Source organism: Blastocatellia bacterium (assembly GCA_035275065.1).
Taxonomy (GTDB): domain Bacteria; phylum Acidobacteriota; class Blastocatellia; order UBA7656; family UBA7656; genus DATENM01.
The window spans coordinates 1-15941 of record DATENM010000155.1; the positions used below are offsets into that span (position 1 = coordinate 1).

Here is a 15941-nt window from a genome sequence, read left to right on the forward strand (position 1 = left end):
GGACGCCATGTTTATAGTCACCGGGGATAACAAAGAACCAGGCCCCGTAGGGGCGATATGTCAACATTCCGCTCCTACGGAGCTTGAAGAACCAGCCGACTCGATAACTATAAACATCGCGCTCCTAACGGAGCTTGGGAAACTGCTTCCTGCCTTCTGACTCCTGCCTTCTGACTTCTGTATCCCTGTGCTATATTTTTAGCTCCTCGGATGCGGTGAACTCGCATCTGGAAATTCAATTCGGGAGAATAGCTTGAGCATACTGGTTAACCAAGACACGCGCGTCATCGTTCAGGGAATCACCGGCAAGGAAGGCTCCTTTCACGCGCAGCAGATGATCGCCTATGGCACGAAGATCGTTGGCGGCGTCACGCCCGGCAAAGGTGGAACGGAACATAACGGCGTGCCGGTCTTTGACACCGTCGCCGAAGCCGTGCGGCAGACCGGCGCCGACGCCAGCGTCATCTATGTGCCGCCGCCGTTTGCCGCCGACGCCATCATGGAAGCTGCCGATGCCGGGCTCGCCCTGGCCGTTTGCATCACCGAAGGCATACCGGCAGTCGATATGGTGCGCGCCTTTGATTACCTGGGCGACCGCCACACCCGGCTGATCGGCCCGAATTGCCCCGGCATCATCTCGCCGGGCAAATGCAAGATCGGCATTATGCCCGGTCACATCCACCGCGAAGGCCGCGTCGGCGTCGTCTCACGCAGCGGCACCCTGACTTATGAAGCCGTGCATCAACTGACCAACCTCGGGCTCGGCCAGTCAACCGCCATCGGCATCGGCGGCGACCCGGTGATCGGCACGAATTTCGTGGACGCGCTCGCCCTGTTCAATGACGACCCGGAGACCGATGCCATCGTCATGATCGGCGAGATTGGCGGCACCGCCGAGGAATCGGCAGCAGATTTCGTGCGGGCAACCGTCAAGAAGCCTGTGGTCGGATTCATCTGCGGTCAGACGGCGCCGCCAGGCCGGCGCATGGGCCACGCCGGAGCGATCATCGCCGGCGGCAAGGGCACCGCATCCGAGAAGATGGCTGCCATGGCCGAGGCGGGCATCCACGTCGTCAAGAGTCCCGCTGATATCGGCGCGAAAGTGGCCGAAGTCCTCAGATAAATTTTAGATTTTGGATTTTCATGGCTAGGCGCTTCGCGCCGGCGATTTTGGATTAGCAGAAGGCCGTCGGCTCAACCGCATACACGTTCCCTTAATCCAAAATCCAAAATCGCCGGCGCGAAGCGCCTAGCCATGAAAATCCAAAACCCAATAAGGCGATGGCGAAAAAGACAGCGCGGATTGTTTGCACCAACGACAACGAATTCTGGACGACCCAGAAGCAATTCTGGCTGTGGGTGCGCGAAGGGCTGGTTGATGTGACCGGGCAGAACCCCCTGACGGGCCGCTTCGGAGGCCGCCGCGAAAAGCTGATGGTCATGGTCCGCCGGGTCATTCTCGACGCTGCCAGTCCCAACCATAAGCAGGAAGTCCTCGACAGTTACGCCAAGCTCGCGCCGCACATCACCCGGTTGCGCGAAGAAGAGAAGAAGAAATAGGGGCCAGCGACTAGCGAGCAGAGTGTTCCGCACGCAATCGCTAATCAGCATGCTGGCGGGCCCCTTGTTCGCCCCTAGCCCCCGGCCCCTGGCCCCGAATCGCAATGCTCGAAAAACTTTTCAAGCTGAAAGAGCAGGGCGCGAGCCTGCGCGGCGAGGCGCTGGCGGCGCTGACCACCTTTGCGACCATGGCCTACATCATCTTCGTGCAGCCGGTTGTGCTGAGCGCGGCGGGGATGGATGCGGGAGCGGTCTTCACTTCGACCTGCCTGATCACGGCCTTTTCGACTCTGTTGATGGCGCTGCTGGCGAATTATCCGGTTGCCGTCGCGCCGGCGATGGGACATAACTTCTTTTTCGCCTTCGTCGTCGTGCTGACCATGAAAGTGCCCTGGCAGGTAGGGCTCGGCGCGGTTTTCATTTCGGGCCTCATCTTCGTAGCAACCGCCTCCGTCGGACTGCGCGAGCAACTTGTAGCCGCTGTGCCCGAGACTTTGAAATCGGCCATCGCCGCAGGCATCGGCCTGCTCATCACGCTGATCGGCCTGGAGTGGGCGGGAATTGTCCGCCTCGACGCCAATACCTTTGTCACGCTCGGCCACCTCGAAAGCCGCCCGGCACTGGTCGCCTTCGCCGGCTTGCTGGTGACGCTGGTTTTGATGGCGCGCGGCGTCAAGGGAGCGATTCTCATCGGCGGCGTCGTCGCGGCGATTGTCGGCATCCCGCTCGGCGTCGTCGCGCGACCGGAGGCCATCGTCAGCCTGCCGCCGTCGCTTGCGCCCACGGCTCTGAAACTGGATTTGCTCGGCGCGCTCAAGCAAGGGCTGTTCGCCATCATCTTCATTTTTTTCTTCCTCGACCTGTTCGATACGGTCGGCTCGCTGATCGGCATCGCCAGGCAGGCGGGCTTGATTGAGGACGGCAAGCTGCCGCGGGTCGGGCGCGCCCTGCTTGCGGACGCCATCGGCACAGTCGGCTCGGCAATGGTCGGCAATACGACGATGGTGAGTTATATCGAGAGCGCCTCGGGTGTGGCCGCCGGCGGGCGCACGGGGCTGGTTGGCGTCTTTGTCGCCGGCTTGTTTGTAGCGGCGATGTTCTTTTCGCCACTGGTGCGCGCCATCAGCGGCGGCTATGCGGTACCCGAAACGGTGTTGATTGATGGGCAGCAGATCGCCCGCACCTTTGTTTACTACCCGGTGACTTCGCCGGCGCTGATCGTCGTCGGCAGCCTGATGATTCGTGCCGTGCGCGACATCGAGTGGGATGACTTCACCGAAGCGCTGCCGGCATTCCTGACGCTGGTGCTGATGCCGCTGACCTTCAGCATCACGGACGGCATGGCCTTCGGGTTTATCTCGTATGCGCTCTTGAAACTGGCGACGGGCCGCGCCCGCGAGGCGCACTGGCTGATCTACCTGTTCGCCGCGCTCTTCGTCATCCGGTACGCTGTGCCGGGCTTGCGGTGAAGGTGGCATTTGATTAACCAGAGAATCACCCCCGTTGAAAACGCTTCATCGTTGTGCTTTACTCTCTTACACTGGAGGTGTAGGCAATGGAGGTGTAGGCAATGAGCGACGACGAGCGACAGCGCCAGATGGATTTCATCCTCAGCCAGCAAGCGACTTTCAGTTCCGACATGGTCGAGTTGAAATCGCGTATCGATCAACAGGGCAGCAACATAGACAAGCTGGCGGGCGTCGTCGCGCAGCTCGCCGAAACTATAGAGGCACAGCGTGAGGCACAGCGTCAGGAATCCGAGCGACTTGCCGAAACTATCGAGGCGCAACGTCAAGAAACCCAGTTCGCGATTAACAACCTCATCATTGCCAACGAAGCGACGCGCGAGCTGGCGAACCGGGCGGCTGAATTGGCGTTCAACACCAGCCGCCGGCTGACCGCCCACGAAAACCAACCGCATGGTCAGGAGTGACATCTCCTCAATCGCGACCGGTGACACCGATGCTTGCCGTCTCCAGATTTCCTGTGGTAAAACTTGGTTGCGCCAAAGTAGAGCGCGAGTAGCTCAATGGTAGAGCATCGGCTTCCCAAGCCGGTGGTTGCGGGTTCGATCCCCGTCTCGCGCTCCAATCCTTTTCACCCCAGGACGCTTCCCTAAACAGAGCCATGAAAGATACTGCGCCTCCCGATGTCGCCGCCCGTCTGGCCGTGCGTGAACGGCCCGATGGCATGCCGATCATGTACCAATCCTGGGACAAGCTGCTGTTTATGCACTGGCCGATCCGCACAGACGCGCTCCGCCACCACATCCCTGAGCGCTTGCACATCGACACGTTCGACGGCCAGGCGTGGATCGCCATCACACCGTTCACCGTGCGCGACGCGCGCCCGGTCTTCGTGCCGCCGCTGCCGTGGGTGAGCGACTTCCACGAGACCAACGTGCGCACCTATGTCTACATCGATGGCGTCCCCGGCGTCTGGTTCTTCTCGTTGGACGCCAACAGTCTGGTGGCCGTGCTGGGGGCGCGCGCCTTCTTTAGTCTGCCGTACCACGAGGCCGAGATTCAGCTTGAGCAGAAGGATCAGACGATAGACTACGTCGCGTCACGCAAAGACGCCGCCGCGCCCGCCGAATTCCGCGCCACCTGGACGATTGGCCCTGACCTGCCACAGGCCGAGCCCGGCTCGCTCGAATTCTTTCTCGTCGAGCGTTATTGCCTCTATACCTCAAGCGCCGGCAAACTCTACCGCTGCCGCATACACCATCGCCCCTGGCCTTTGCAGCAGCCGCAACTGTCGGCCTATCACTCCTCAATAGTCGAAGCGGATGGCTTGCCGACGCCCGCCGGTCAGCCGCTGCTACACGCGGGAGGGCCAGTCGACGTCGATGTCTGGCCGCTCGAAGAAATCTGATGCCTTGCTTTCACGCTTGACCTGGCTTCAAAGCCGTTATACAAATGCGGAGACGCTTTGTGAAAGCATTCGCCAATATCGGTTGCGACGCCCACCCGCCGTTGCCAGCATGGGTCTGCGCGGAATGATTGACGATAACCGGCCAGCCGCTGAAATCCTGGAACACTTCAGAATCATTTCTGAGCTGGTCGCTGACTACGCCTTTTCCTGTGCCGTGACCCCGGAAGGCGCGCTGCTGATTGAGTGGGCGACCGATTCGTTCGCGCGCGTCACCGGCTATACGACAGACGAGATCAACCAGCACGGCTGGCAAACGCTGATTCATCCTGACGATTTGCCGCTAGTTCAGCAACAGCTTGACCATCTCAGGGCGGGAGAGGCTTCGGTTTCCGAGCTGCGCCTTATCCGCAAGGGCGGCGAGGTGCGCTGGATGCGCAACTACTCGCGGCCTGTGCTGGACGAGCAGCGCCGCCTCATTCGCATTCACGGCGCGGCGCAGGACGTCACCGAGCACAAGCAGGCCGATGCCGAGCTTGCGCAGAACGAAGAGCGCTTCAAGCTCGCGGTCAGCGGCGCGCCGTTGACCCTTTTCGAACAAGACCTCGACCTCAAGTACCGCTGGGTCTATCCCCATCGCATCGAATTTCCCGAAGGCAATCTGGGGCGAAGCGACGCCGACCTGATCCCCGCCGAAGACGCAGAAGTGCTGATGCGACTGAAGCGCGAAGTGATTGAGCGCGGTGTCCCCTTGCGCCAGGAGATTCGCGCCACCCTGCCCGGCGCGGCGCGCTGGTATGATCTGGTCATCGAGCCGAAGCGCGACAGCGACGGCAACATCGTCGGCATCGCCGGCGCGGCCTTTGACATCACCGACCGCAAGCAGGCCGAAGCGCGATTGCAAGAATCCGAAGAGCGCTTTGCCAAAGCCTTCAACGCCAACCCCGACCCGATGACTATCCATCGCATCAGTGATGGCCGCTACATTGCCGCCAACGACAGTTTTTTGAGCGTCACCGGGTTTTCAAGGGATGAAGTGTTGGGCCGCACCGCCGCAGAGCTGAATCTCGTTGTCGCCAGCGAGCACCCCGAGCAGTGGGGGCAACTGCTCAGAGCGCAAGGGGGCTTCCATAACCTGGAAGCCGTCTACCGCACACGGCACGGCGAGATTCGCACGGCGCTCATGTCGGCGGAAGTCATTGAGGTCGGCGGCGAGCCCTGCATTCTCGCGGTCTCGACCGACATCACCGAGCGCAAGCACGCCGAAGAGGAGCGCGCTGAGATGCTCGCCCACGAGCAGGCGCTACGCATCGAAGCCGAGCAGGCGAATCGTCTGAAGGACGAATTTCTCGCGACGATCTCACACGAATTGCGCACGCCGCTTAACGCCATTCTCGGCTGGGCCAGCATGCTGCGCGGCGGCAAGCTCGACGCCGAGCTTGCGGCTCGCGCCCTTGAGACCATTGAGCGCAACGGCAAGTCACAGGCCAAGCTCATCGAAGACCTGCTCGATATCTCGCGCATCATCACCGGCAAGCTGCGGCTGAACGTTCAGCCGGTCGAGCTGGCCACGGTCGTTGAAGCGGCGCTCGACGTCATCCGCCCGGCTGCCGGTGCCAAAGAGATTCGCCTGCAAGTCATCCTCGACCCGCACGCCGGGCCGGTCTCCGGCGATCCCGAGCGCTTGCAGCAGGTCGTCTGGAACCTGCTTTCAAACGCCATCAAATTCACGCCCAAAGGTGGCCGCGTGCAGGTTCGTCTGGAGAGACAGAATTCGCAGGCCACCTTGACCGTGAGCGACGACGGCAAGGGGATCAGCCCGGAGTTTTTGCCTTTCGTGTTTGATCGTTTCCGCCAGGCCGATGCCGGCATCACGCGGGCGCATGGCGGATTGGGCCTGGGGCTGTCCATCGTCCGTCACTTGATCGAGCAGCATGGTGGCAGCGTCGCGGCCTACAGCGACGGCGAAGGGCGCGGCGCGACCTTCAAGATTAGCCTGCCATTGATGATCATCCATTCGGCGCGCTCAACCGCGGAAAGACGGGCGATGATGTTTGAGCCGCCGCCGAGCCCGCTGCTTGAGTGCCCGCCGCCGCTCACAGGGTTGCGACTTCTGGTTGTCGAAGACGACCCGGACGCCCGCATTCTGCTACAGACCATGCTGAAGCAGTGCGAGGCCGATGTGAAAGCGGCGGATTCCGTGGCGCGGGCTTTGACCATCCTTGCCGAGTGGCAGCCCGACCTGTTGATCTCGGACATCGAGATGCCGCGCGAAGACGGCTACTCGCTGATTCGCAACATCCGTTCACGCGGCAGTGCGCACGGCTCGCGCCTGCCGGCCATCGCGCTGACGGCGCACGCCCGCGTCGAAGACCGCGTGCGCGCTTTGACCGCGGGCTTCGATGCGCATGTGGCCAAGCCGGTCGAGGCCAACGAGCTGGTGACGGTGATCCTCAGCCTCGCGCGCATGAGCGGCAAAGACTGATTGCCGCGACAGGCTGTGGGGCCTTCTACTGGGCCGCGATGACGACATAGTTTCGACCGCTATAGAGCCGGATGCCGTCGCTCCCCTTGGTCATCATCAACGGGCGCGGACGCCGCAAGCCCTTGTCGCTGGCGGCAGCCACCGACAGCAACTCTTTGCCGCTGATGTCGAAGACCGTCAGCTTGCCATCCGATGAGAAGCCGAAGCCATATGCGCCGGTGCCGAGCGACTGGCCGCCGACGCTGACCGCCGAATCGGTGATCAAAAAGCCTTCGTACCTGGCGCGCACGTCATTGGCATAACCGGACGTGTCGACCATCCCGGCAATCACCAGGCGATTCGCGCCGAGCCGCGCTGCCGCCGCATTGCGCATCTGCGTCAGGCCGCTCTGGCCTTGAAAGTAGAAGCTGGTCGGCACAATGCGCGCCAGTTCTTTGCCTGCGATCACCGCCGAAGCCTCTTGCCCCAGGGCGATGGCTTGCAGCAGTGACAAAGAAATCAGCCAGCTTGAGACAACCAGACACCGGCGAAAGGTTCTTGACATAAGCTCTCCTTGTAATCCGAATGTTGCGCCAGCGGCGCTTACCACGTTCTGACTATTTCAAATCGCTATTGCTGACGAAAGCCAGGCGCTTGCCGTCGGGCGACCACGACGGCACATTGATGGTTCCCTGGCCGCCATAGACGTAAGCAATCACCCGCGGCTTGCCGCCGTTGACGGGCATCAATCGCAGATAAACGCGCTTATAAAATGGGTGATCGGTCGGCGCTACGTCTTTGCCGAAAGAGAGGAAGGCGATCCACTTGCCGTCGGGAGAGAGGTGCGGGAACCAGTTGTTGTACTCGTCGTCGGTCACTTGCTCCTGACCGCTGCCGTCAGGCTTCATGCGCCAGAGTTGCATCGAACCGCCGCGCGCTGAATTGAAGTAGATGGTCTTGCCGTCGGGTGAAAACTCCGAGCCGTCATCAAGCCCTCTGGTGCGTGTGAGGTTGACTTCTTCGCCGCCCGCCGCGGGAATCTTGTAGATGTCGAAGTCGCCATTGCGCTCCGCCGTGTAGATCAAATACTTACCGTCCGGCGACCAGCCGTGCAGGTATGAATGGCCCCGCGGCGTAACCCGCTTCGGCTTGCCGCCTGCGATAGGCAGCGTGTAGATGATCGATTTACTGTTATCGCTATCGCTGTGATGGCTGATGCCGATGCGGCGGCCATCAAACGACAGGACGTGATCATTGTTGTTGTGCGTGGCGAAGTCCGTGTTAATCAGAGTCGGCGTCTGCGCGGCCAGATCGAAGCGATAAAGGCGGCCATTGCGGTTGAAGATCAACGCCTTGCCGTCGCGCGTCCAGTTCGGCGCTTGCATCGAGTCGGGCGTGTGATAAATCACTTTTCGCTCGCCCGTCTGAACGTCGAGAATCTCCAGGTCGCTGCCGATGTAATCGCGGTACGGAACAAAGCTGGCGCTCGCCGGAACCGTGACGCGGACGTTCGTGAAGACTGCCGTTTCTTCGACATCCTTGTTATGCGAGCAGACGTAGAGGCCGACGATCACCTCGTCGCCGAGCGCCGGGTTAACTGTCTCTGCGGTCACAAACGGCTCGCCGAAGCGCGCCACGGACATGATGTAGGCGTCGCCTTTGCGCTCCAGCTGAATGACGTCGGCGGCTTGCGCAGCGGACTTGATCTCTTCGGTCGGACCGCCCTTGCTGCGGCGGAACTGCAAAGAGGTCAGGCCGTCGCCGTGGACCGTGGCATTCACATGCGGCGCATTCGATTCCATGCCGGCGCGGATGATCCAGCCTAGCTTGCGATGCGCCTCGACGCCGCGGCCCTCGAAGCGCGCCCGGCAGGTCAGAATGAAATCGCCCTTCATCCGCTTCCACACCATGTGAAACTCGTCGTTATCGAGCCACATATTGGCGCCCCCGCCAGTAATCGTGTATTCCTGCTTCGCCGCGTCATAGACGGCATGGCCGGGCTTTAGCACGTGGCCGATGTCGCCCTGACCCTCGAAGACACCGAGGCCGTTCTGCCGCGCCGGCGAAACGCGGGCCGGCACCAGCGCAAACGAACAGAGCATAACTAACAGGGATAAGAGAGCGGCGATGCGTTTTTGCATAGCCGTTAAAGTAGAAGCTTTGGCGGGAATTGGCAAGGGCAGGGAATCGTGGCGTCACGTCTTCAAACGTGACGCCACGCGGTCTTATTTACTTTTGCGAGGCCGGTCGCCCTTGTCTCCCTGTCCGGGCTTTGACTCGGTCTTGGCGTGTTGCCTGACATCTTGCGAGAGCGAGCGGCTCACATTGTCAACCTCGTCAAACCGGCCTTTCTCATCGCGTCGGACGTAGCGCTTATCAGTGCCAGTGTCGATCAATTCTCGCTTACTGCTTTGCTTTTTCGTCGCCATAATCCCTTCCTCCCTGTTGATTTCTTGCTCGCGCGTTTGCTACAGATTGGTCTGAAAGCGGGACAAAATAGTCAACATTTCAGCCCATTGCCAGCAAGACCAGTGAAAATTGCAAGCACAGTGCCAGATGCAACAGCTTCGGTGTGATGGCTCAGCGGCCAGGGCTATGGCGGTCGTTCAGCACCGCGCGGGCGGCATCCATATTGCCGTCGTTGGGCGCGGGTTTCAGTCCGAGGATGGCACACATAATGTTGTAGACCTGGACATTCTCAAACGCCGGGATGACTTTGTCGCGCTTGATGGCTTCGCCATGCGCGATGAAGAGGGCGCGCATGGACGGCAACTGGTTGTCGTATCCATGCCCGCCGCGCGCGTGTGAGGGCTCGCCCTTCTCCTTCATCGAGGCGAGGCGTTGTTGACTGGTCAACACCCAGCCTTCGTCAGGCAAAACCAGCAGGGGCGGGATGCGCGGGCTGTCGGAATAGTGGAAACGCGCCGGCACCTCGCGCTTGTGATAAACCCTGGCCTGCGGCGGCAAACCGGCCTTCAGCGCGTCGTAGATCACTTCTTCTTTGCCGGCCTTGGGAAAGATGCCGACGATCTCTCCCGTCCAGATAATCTTTTCCGCCAGGCTGGCGTCGAACAGCTTATCCACGACGATCATCTGATTGGGTAGCTGGGTCGCCATGCCGTGATCCGAAACGATCAACAGGTTGACGCGCTCGAAAATTCCACGCGCCTTGAGCCCGGCGATCAGGTGGCCGATGGCGCGGTCAACCTTGAAGACCGCTTGTTTCGTTTCACGAGCTTCGGGGCTGAACTCATGGCCGGCGCTATCGACATCGCTGAAGTATAAAGTCATCAACGTCGGCCGCTCGCGCGCCGGCAGATCGAACCATGACAACACCAGATCAACCCGCGCTTCGTTCGGCATCTTGCCGTCATAAGGCTTCCAGAAGGTCGGGCGATAGCCATTGATTTCTGCTTCGCTGCCGGGAAAAAAGAGCGGCGCGCTGTGCTGCCCTTGCCTTTCGGCGGTGATCCAGATCGGCTCGCCCAGCCACCAGCGGCTGTTGCGCACCTCCTGGCGGTTGTCCATCGTGAAGGTGACGCGCGTCGCCGGATCGTAGATGTTGTTTTCGACGATGCCGTTATTCTGCGGGTAGAGCCCTGTGGCGATGGCATAGTGGTTGGGGAAGGTCTTGCTCGGGAACGACGGCGTCATCCAGCGGGCGCGCACGCCTTCCTTCGCCAGCCGCCGCAAATTGGGCGGCGCGAATTTCTCCAGGTAATCACTGCGAAAACCATCAATCGAGATCAGGATGACGGTCGGCTTTAGATCGGTGATGGGCTTCGCTTGCGCGAAGGCCGCGGGGTTGGCCGCAAGCAAGAACAGACAGAGCGCCAGCAGCCGCTGAATGGCGGGTTTGAGTTTTTTCGTCATAGGATTCAACAAGCCGAACCGAAGGGCTCAACTATAAACGCTCGCGCCGCGCCCCGACAAGTGCGAGCGCGGGCTGCTTAAATCCTTCCTTCGCCGTGTGCTATGATTCGACTAGAGGATGGGCGCAGTTGACGGGTGCCGCCATTCGGGCATCCAAGCCACAGGGCATCGCCTATGAGTGACAAAGTAAGATTCCTGATGAGCTTTCGGGCGCGGCTGATCCTGCTGCTGGCGTCTTTCTTGTTACTGACTATCGCGCTGGTCATCCTGCTCGACAACTGGGCGGCGAAGCGCGCCAATGTCGAAATCGAGCGCCAGAATCAACAAGTCACCGCCGCCGTCAACGACCTGATCGGCGATTTTTACCAAGCCGTCAACCTCGCGCAGCAGAACCTCGATAAAGAAGAATACCTCTACCAGACGATCAAGCCGGGCGAGATGCCGCAGGCCATCGAGCACATCATGGTCACCGACAGCGAAGGCAAGGTCAAAGACAGCACGCTGCGCGAGAAGATCAACGAGTATATCGCGGTGCCAAACGAAGCCATCGCCAAGGAGTCGCCGGGCGACCCGGTCGAGGGCGAGGTTGATATTCACGGCGGCCTGACCAAGACCTACGACCTGCCGCTAGTGACCACCAAGGGGCTGCACTGGATCGTCATCGTCCTGTCGCAACGGGCGACGATTAACCAGATCAAAGCCGCTTCGCAGAAGCTTTCCGACAAGAATAAAGAGCTGTCGAATTATCGGCTGATGACGACCGCCGGCCTGTTGCTGTTGGCCATCGGCATCGCCGTGTTGATCGGCTGGCGCTTCACGCGCCCGATTCAGGAGCTGGCCGCCGCGGCGCGCGTGGTGGCCGCCGGCAACCTCGACTTTCGCGTGCCGGTGCAGCGCAATGACGAAGTCGGACAACTGGCCGCGACTTTTAACGAGATGATCAGCGGGTTGAAATCGAAGCGCGAGCTTGAAGAGCGCCTGAACCAATCCGAGCGCTCGGCGGTCATCGGGCGCTTGACCCAGTCGGTGGCGCACGAGATTCGCAACCCGCTCAACGTCATCAACCTGTCCATCGATCACGTCAACAAACGCTACGCGCCGGAAGATGAGGCGCGGCGCGAGCGTTTCACGCACCTGCTCTCTTCGATCAAAGACGAGATCGAGCGCTTGAAGCGTCTGGTCAATGACCTGTTGAATTTCGGGCGGCCGGCGCGCTTCGCGATTGAGACGGTTGACCTGCGACAACTGATCGAAGAAACGCTGGCCTTGCTGCGCCAGCAAGCCGACATCCAGGGCGTGTCGGTGACGATTGACGAGCAGAGCGGCCCGGCCAGCGTGCGCGGCGACCGCGAGCGCTTGAAGTCTTTTATCTCGAACCTCGCCATCAATGCCTTGCAGGCGATGCCGACGGGCGGCCACCTGACGGCGCGCGTCGCCCGCCAGAACGGCGAGGTCGAGGTGCGCATCAGCGACACCGGCGTCGGCATCAGCGAAGAATCGCTCGGCAAAATCTTCGAGCCCTATTTTTCCACCAAGCAGTCGGGCTTCGGGCTCGGCCTGGCCGTCACCCGCACGATCATCGAAGAGCATCAGGGGAAAATTGCCGTCGTCAGCCAGGTGGATCGCGGCACCACCTTTACCGTCACGCTGCCGGCAGCCGAAGAGAGTAATAAGGGAGAATAGCGAATGCCAAGAAACAAGATTCTGGTTGTAGACGACGAGCGCAACCAGCGAGAAATCTATACCGTCATCCTCGAAGACGATGGCTATCAGGTGACCACGGGGCAGAGCGGCGAGCATGGGCTGAAGCTGGCGCGCGAGCAGAATTTCGACCTCGTGCTGACGGATTACAAGATGACCGGCATGGACGGGATGACGCTGCTCAGAGAATTGCTCGGTGACGACCCGTCGCGGCTCGTCGTGATGATGACGGCGCATGGGTCGGTCGAATCGGTCAAGGAGGCGCTGCGTAGCGGCGCTTACGATTATCTCGAAAAGCCGATTGACCGCGAGCAGTTGTTGAAAGTGGTCGAGAGCGCGCTGTCGCGCTTGAATCGCATTGATGACGAGATCATCGGCGAGAGCGAGGAGATCGAGCGCGTCAAGAAGATGATCCTGAAGGTCGCGGCGTCGTCTTCGACCGTGCTGATTCGCGGCGAATCGGGCGTCGGCAAAGAGCGCGTCGCCCGCGCCATCCACAAGGCCAGCCCGCGCGCCGGCGAAATTTTTCAGGCCGTCAACTGCGCCGCCATCAACGAGAACCTGCTCGAATCCGAGCTATTCGGCCACGAGAAGGGCTCGTTCACAGGGGCGCACACCCAGAAGAAAGGCCAGTTCGAGGTCGCTGACAAAGGCACGCTCTTTCTCGACGAGATCGGCGACCTCAACATCAGCATGCAGGCCAAGCTGCTCCGGGCTTTGCAGGAGAAAGAGGTCATGCGCGTCGGCGGCACGCGGCCCGTGCGCGTCGACGTGCGGGTCATCGCCGCGACCAACCGCGACCTTGAAGCGATGGTCAAAGAGGGCACGTTCCGCGAAGACCTCTATTACCGCCTGAACATTATCCCCATCAACATCCCGCCGTTGCGCAACCGGCGCACGGATTTGCCGCCGCTGATCGATTACTTCATCGCCAAACACAGCGCCGCCGAGCACCGGGTGATTCGCGGCCTGACGCCGGCGGCGCGTAACTTGATGATGAACTATGCCTGGCCGGGCAATGTGCGGCAGGTCGAGTCAGCCATTGAGCGCGCCATCCTGTTATGCGAAGGCGATACGATTGACGTTGAGGATATGCCGGTGGAGATTCGCCAGGAGGCGAGCGGCGCCGGGGCCTTCACCTTCAAGCTGCCGCCCGAAGGCATCTCGTTTGATGAGGTCGAAAAGTCTTTGATCACTCAGGCAATGGAGCAGACCAACTGGAACATCACCCGCGCCGCCAAGCTGCTGGGGCTGTCGTTCCGCACCCTACAATATCGCCTGGAAAAGTTCGGCCTGAAGAAACCGACCAAAGGGAATGATGAATGATGAACTGGGGAGGAAACGGCTGAGCATTGTCTTATAGACAATCCAGCCTCCCGGTTACTTCATCATTCATCACCCCGCCGTCTATCACTTAACCAGTGTCAGCCGGCTTAATGCGGCCTGCCCGATGGCAATGGGTGGGCGCTGCGGTCTCTCTGCCCGCGCCGACCGGGCAACCGTGTGCGTGAGGTCATTCGTCGTCGTCGCCATCGCGCGATGAACACCATCCGGCAGTTTTTCGGTGTGCAGCTCGCGGGCCTGACGCTCGGCGCCGCACTCGTAACAGACTTGCACCAACCGCTTGTCCTCTGAGCGATGAGGCGTACACCAATAATGTTTTCGACTGAGCCTACAAAACAGAGTCATGTTTAGCCTCTACTGTTGCATAATGCATTCTCAGACCATGCTTTGTGGGGGCTCCAGCAAGCGCGACGATTTACGGACTTTGCCACAATCCAATCATCAATTCATCACCAATCTAGTCTGAGGGGGAGTTTCTATGAGCCGCCAGTATAAGAAATTCGGCGCAGTGAAAGCAAGAGTTTCTTTCTGAAACCGCTTTTTTTTGCCCTTTTGCCTTCAATGAGGCAGATTTAGGCGTCGCAGCGCCCTTTGATAGTCTGCCGGCGAGTTAATGTTTTCAAAAAAAAGCCCGGCCCCTTCGAGGCGGCGCAGCTCGTCGAAGGCGACAAAACGGGTCGGAATGCGCTCGAACAGATGGCTCACCTTGCGCTCGCCTTGGGCAATCAACGCCGACACATGGGCGAGCGCGGCGGTCGAATAGACGGCGCACAACGGCTCGACCTGCCCCGCTGCGTCCAGCGGCACGACCGCCTGCGCGCCACCGCCGACCCCTAGCAGATACCTGAACAGATCGGAGGTGACAAAAGGCAGGTCGCAGCCGACCAGTGCGACACGCGGCTGCCGGGAGTGAGCCAGGGCGGTCCGTATGGCTTCGAGCGGACCGACGCCAGGATGCGTGTCGGCAACGACCGGCAGGCGGAGTCGCGCATACTCCGGGCGATTGGCGATGACCGTGACGCTCGCGGTCACGGGCCGCAACGCCGCAATCACCCGCTCAATCATCGTCACGCCGTCGAGCTCAAGCCATGCCTTGTCGCGGCCCATCCGCGAGCTATTGCCGCCGGCAGTGACAAACCCATCCGCCTTCATGTGGTCGAGTATAGCAGAGCGGGTCCGCGGTTGCGGCGCGGCCCGCTATCGCAGAGTCAATGCAGCGCCGGTCTTTTGACAAAGCCGCCTTCCGCATCGGCCAATGCATGGACGACGAGAAACGCCGCCGCGTCGTGTTCTTTGACGATGCCCTTGACGCGGCCAACCTCAAGCCGCGTGACCACGCAGAACAGGATTTCCTGGTTGACGCCTGTGCGTCCGCCGCGCCCTTGATAGACGGTCACGCCGCGATTCAAGCCTTCGACGATGGCTTGGCGGATGCTCTCGCTCCGCTCAGAGATGATCGTCACCGCATGGAATTCCTCGATGCCGTAGACCAGAAAGTCTACGGTCTTGGAGGCGGCGACATAGGTCAGGATGGAATAGAGCGCCGATTCGACGCCGAGGAAGAAGGCGGCGGCCAGGAAGATGAAGAGGTTGAGTATCAGAATCACATCGCCGACCTTGAACAGGGAACTGCTCTTGCTGATCAGCAGCGCCGCCACCTCTGTGCCGTCCAACACGGCGCCGCCGCGGATGGTCAGGCCGATGCCCGCGCCGATAAAAAAGCCGCCGAATACAGCCGTCAACAGCTTGTCCGGGGTCACGTCCGGGTACTTGATGAAGGCCAGACAGAGCGCCAGCGTGGCGATAGCCAGCGCGCTCTTGACCGCGAAGCGCCAGCCAATCTGGCGATAGGCGATGGCGATGAAGGGCAGGTTGATCAACAGGATCAGAACCGACAGCGGCATGTGCAGCACGTCCGCCACAAGCAGTGAGATGCCAGTCACCCCGCCGTCAATGAACTGGCTGGAGAGCAGGAAACCTTTCAAGCCGAACCCGGCGGAAAGCGCGCCCGCACCGATCAACAGCGCGTTCTTAAATTCCCCGATTAACTTTTTCATCGTCCCGCTCAGCCTCTTGCTTAGACTCACCGGAGATGCGCCCGGCGAGGTCATGGTTGGGGGATGAGGCC

At 60.7% G+C, this 15941-nt stretch carries 15 protein-coding genes and 1 tRNA gene; 9 read left to right on the forward strand and 7 right to left on the reverse strand.

Translation table 11 applies throughout. The features are described 5' to 3' along the window. The first annotated feature begins 253 nt into the window (after positions 1–253). From sucD to VJ464_29160, 7 genes are all read left to right on the forward strand, one after another. Entirely contained in the window at positions 254–1123 is an 870-nt protein-coding gene (sucD, locus tag VJ464_29130; protein ID HKQ09222.1) for a succinate--CoA ligase subunit alpha, read from the forward strand. 158 nt (positions 1124–1281) lie between these two features. Continuing rightward, positions 1282–1560, forward strand: coding sequence for a hypothetical protein (locus VJ464_29135; GenBank protein HKQ09223.1), 279 nt, complete (start codon positions 1282–1284; stop codon positions 1558–1560). 104 nt (positions 1561–1664) lie between these two features. Continuing rightward, positions 1665–3029, forward strand: a complete 1365-nt coding sequence (locus VJ464_29140) for an NCS2 family permease (protein ID HKQ09224.1) — start codon at positions 1665–1667, stop codon at positions 3027–3029. 101 nt (positions 3030–3130) lie between these two features. Further along, the gene (locus VJ464_29145; protein HKQ09225.1) at positions 3131–3493 is read left to right on the forward strand and encodes a hypothetical protein; all 363 of its coding nucleotides are present in this window, start codon (positions 3131–3133) and stop codon (positions 3491–3493) included. Between the two features lie 82 nt (positions 3494–3575). Further along, a tRNA-Gly gene (locus VJ464_29150) sits at positions 3576–3650 on the forward strand. A 37-nt stretch (positions 3651–3687) separates the two neighbouring features. Further along, positions 3688–4434, forward strand: coding sequence for a DUF2071 domain-containing protein (locus VJ464_29155; protein HKQ09226.1), 747 nt, complete (start codon positions 3688–3690; stop codon positions 4432–4434). A 124-nt stretch (positions 4435–4558) separates the two neighbouring features. Next, positions 4559–6916: a PAS domain S-box protein gene (locus VJ464_29160; protein ID HKQ09227.1), complete on the forward strand. Its 2358-nt coding sequence runs from the start codon at positions 4559–4561 to the stop codon at positions 6914–6916. A 25-nt stretch (positions 6917–6941) separates the two neighbouring features. On the opposite strand, the gene VJ464_29165 is transcribed toward VJ464_29160, so the two are convergent. From VJ464_29165 to VJ464_29180, 4 genes are all read right to left on the reverse strand, one after another. After that, positions 6942–7460 (reverse strand): hypothetical protein, encoded by a 519-nt coding sequence (locus tag VJ464_29165; protein ID HKQ09228.1) that lies wholly within the window; start codon positions 7458–7460, stop codon positions 6942–6944. Between the two features lie 52 nt (positions 7461–7512). Further along, positions 7513–8997 (reverse strand): biopolymer transporter TolR, encoded by a 1485-nt coding sequence (locus tag VJ464_29170; GenBank protein ID HKQ09229.1) that lies wholly within the window; start codon positions 8995–8997, stop codon positions 7513–7515. Between the two features lie 123 nt (positions 8998–9120). Beyond that, on the reverse strand, positions 9121–9324 hold the full coding sequence (locus VJ464_29175) for a hypothetical protein (protein ID HKQ09230.1): 204 nt from the start codon (positions 9322–9324) through the stop codon (positions 9121–9123). Between the two features lie 151 nt (positions 9325–9475). Further along, complete coding sequence (locus VJ464_29180) at positions 9476–10768, reverse strand: ectonucleotide pyrophosphatase/phosphodiesterase (GenBank protein ID HKQ09231.1); 1293 nt, start codon at positions 10766–10768, stop codon at positions 9476–9478. A gap of 174 nt (positions 10769–10942) precedes the next feature. On the opposite strand from VJ464_29180, the gene VJ464_29185 reads away from it, so the two are divergent. Both VJ464_29185 and VJ464_29190 read left to right on the forward strand, forming a co-directional pair. After that, positions 10943–12451: an ATP-binding protein gene (locus tag VJ464_29185; protein ID HKQ09232.1), complete on the forward strand. Its 1509-nt coding sequence runs from the start codon at positions 10943–10945 to the stop codon at positions 12449–12451. 3 nt (positions 12452–12454) lie between these two features. After that, complete coding sequence (locus VJ464_29190) at positions 12455–13795, forward strand: sigma-54 dependent transcriptional regulator (protein ID HKQ09233.1); 1341 nt, start codon at positions 12455–12457, stop codon at positions 13793–13795. An 84-nt stretch (positions 13796–13879) separates the two neighbouring features. Here the strand turns inward: VJ464_29190 and VJ464_29195 are convergent, their stop codons facing one another. The 3 genes from VJ464_29195 to VJ464_29205 form a co-directional block, all read right to left on the reverse strand. After that, on the reverse strand, positions 13880–14089 hold the full coding sequence (locus VJ464_29195; protein ID HKQ09234.1) for a hypothetical protein: 210 nt from the start codon (positions 14087–14089) through the stop codon (positions 13880–13882). A 282-nt stretch (positions 14090–14371) separates the two neighbouring features. Further along, positions 14372–14965 carry a molybdenum cofactor guanylyltransferase gene (locus VJ464_29200; protein ID HKQ09235.1) on the reverse strand — a complete coding sequence of 198 codons (594 nt, stop codon included), beginning with the start codon at positions 14963–14965 and terminating at the stop codon, positions 14372–14374. Positions 14966–15021: 56 nt separating this feature from the next. Continuing rightward, on the reverse strand, positions 15022–15870 hold the full coding sequence (locus VJ464_29205) for a YitT family protein (GenBank protein HKQ09236.1): 849 nt from the start codon (positions 15868–15870) through the stop codon (positions 15022–15024). Positions 15871–15941 lie beyond the last annotated feature (71 nt).

Coding starts and splice junctions, on each gene's coding strand:
- VJ464_29190 (HKQ09233.1), top strand. CDS start 12,455: ATGCCAAGAAACAAGATTCTGGTTGTAGACGACGAGCGCAACCAGCGA.
- VJ464_29155 (HKQ09226.1), top strand. CDS start 3,688: ATGAAAGATACTGCGCCTCCCGATGTCGCCGCCCGTCTGGCCGTGCGT.
- VJ464_29140 (HKQ09224.1), top strand. CDS start 1,665: ATGCTCGAAAAACTTTTCAAGCTGAAAGAGCAGGGCGCGAGCCTGCGC.
- VJ464_29200 (HKQ09235.1), bottom strand. CDS start 14,965: ATGAAGGCGGATGGGTTTGTCACTGCCGGCGGCAATAGCTCGCGGATG.
- VJ464_29165 (HKQ09228.1), bottom strand. CDS start 7,460: ATGTCAAGAACCTTTCGCCGGTGTCTGGTTGTCTCAAGCTGGCTGATT.
- VJ464_29175 (HKQ09230.1), bottom strand. CDS start 9,324: ATGGCGACGAAAAAGCAAAGCAGTAAGCGAGAATTGATCGACACTGGC.
- VJ464_29135 (HKQ09223.1), top strand. CDS start 1,282: ATGGCGAAAAAGACAGCGCGGATTGTTTGCACCAACGACAACGAATTC.
- VJ464_29170 (HKQ09229.1), bottom strand. CDS start 8,997: ATGCTCTGTTCGTTTGCGCTGGTGCCGGCCCGCGTTTCGCCGGCGCGG.
- VJ464_29185 (HKQ09232.1), top strand. CDS start 10,943: ATGAGTGACAAAGTAAGATTCCTGATGAGCTTTCGGGCGCGGCTGATC.
- VJ464_29145 (HKQ09225.1), top strand. CDS start 3,131: ATGAGCGACGACGAGCGACAGCGCCAGATGGATTTCATCCTCAGCCAG.
- VJ464_29180 (HKQ09231.1), bottom strand. CDS start 10,768: ATGACGAAAAAACTCAAACCCGCCATTCAGCGGCTGCTGGCGCTCTGT.
- VJ464_29160 (HKQ09227.1), top strand. CDS start 4,559: ATGATTGACGATAACCGGCCAGCCGCTGAAATCCTGGAACACTTCAGA.
- VJ464_29205 (HKQ09236.1), bottom strand. CDS start 15,870: ATGAAAAAGTTAATCGGGGAATTTAAGAACGCGCTGTTGATCGGTGCG.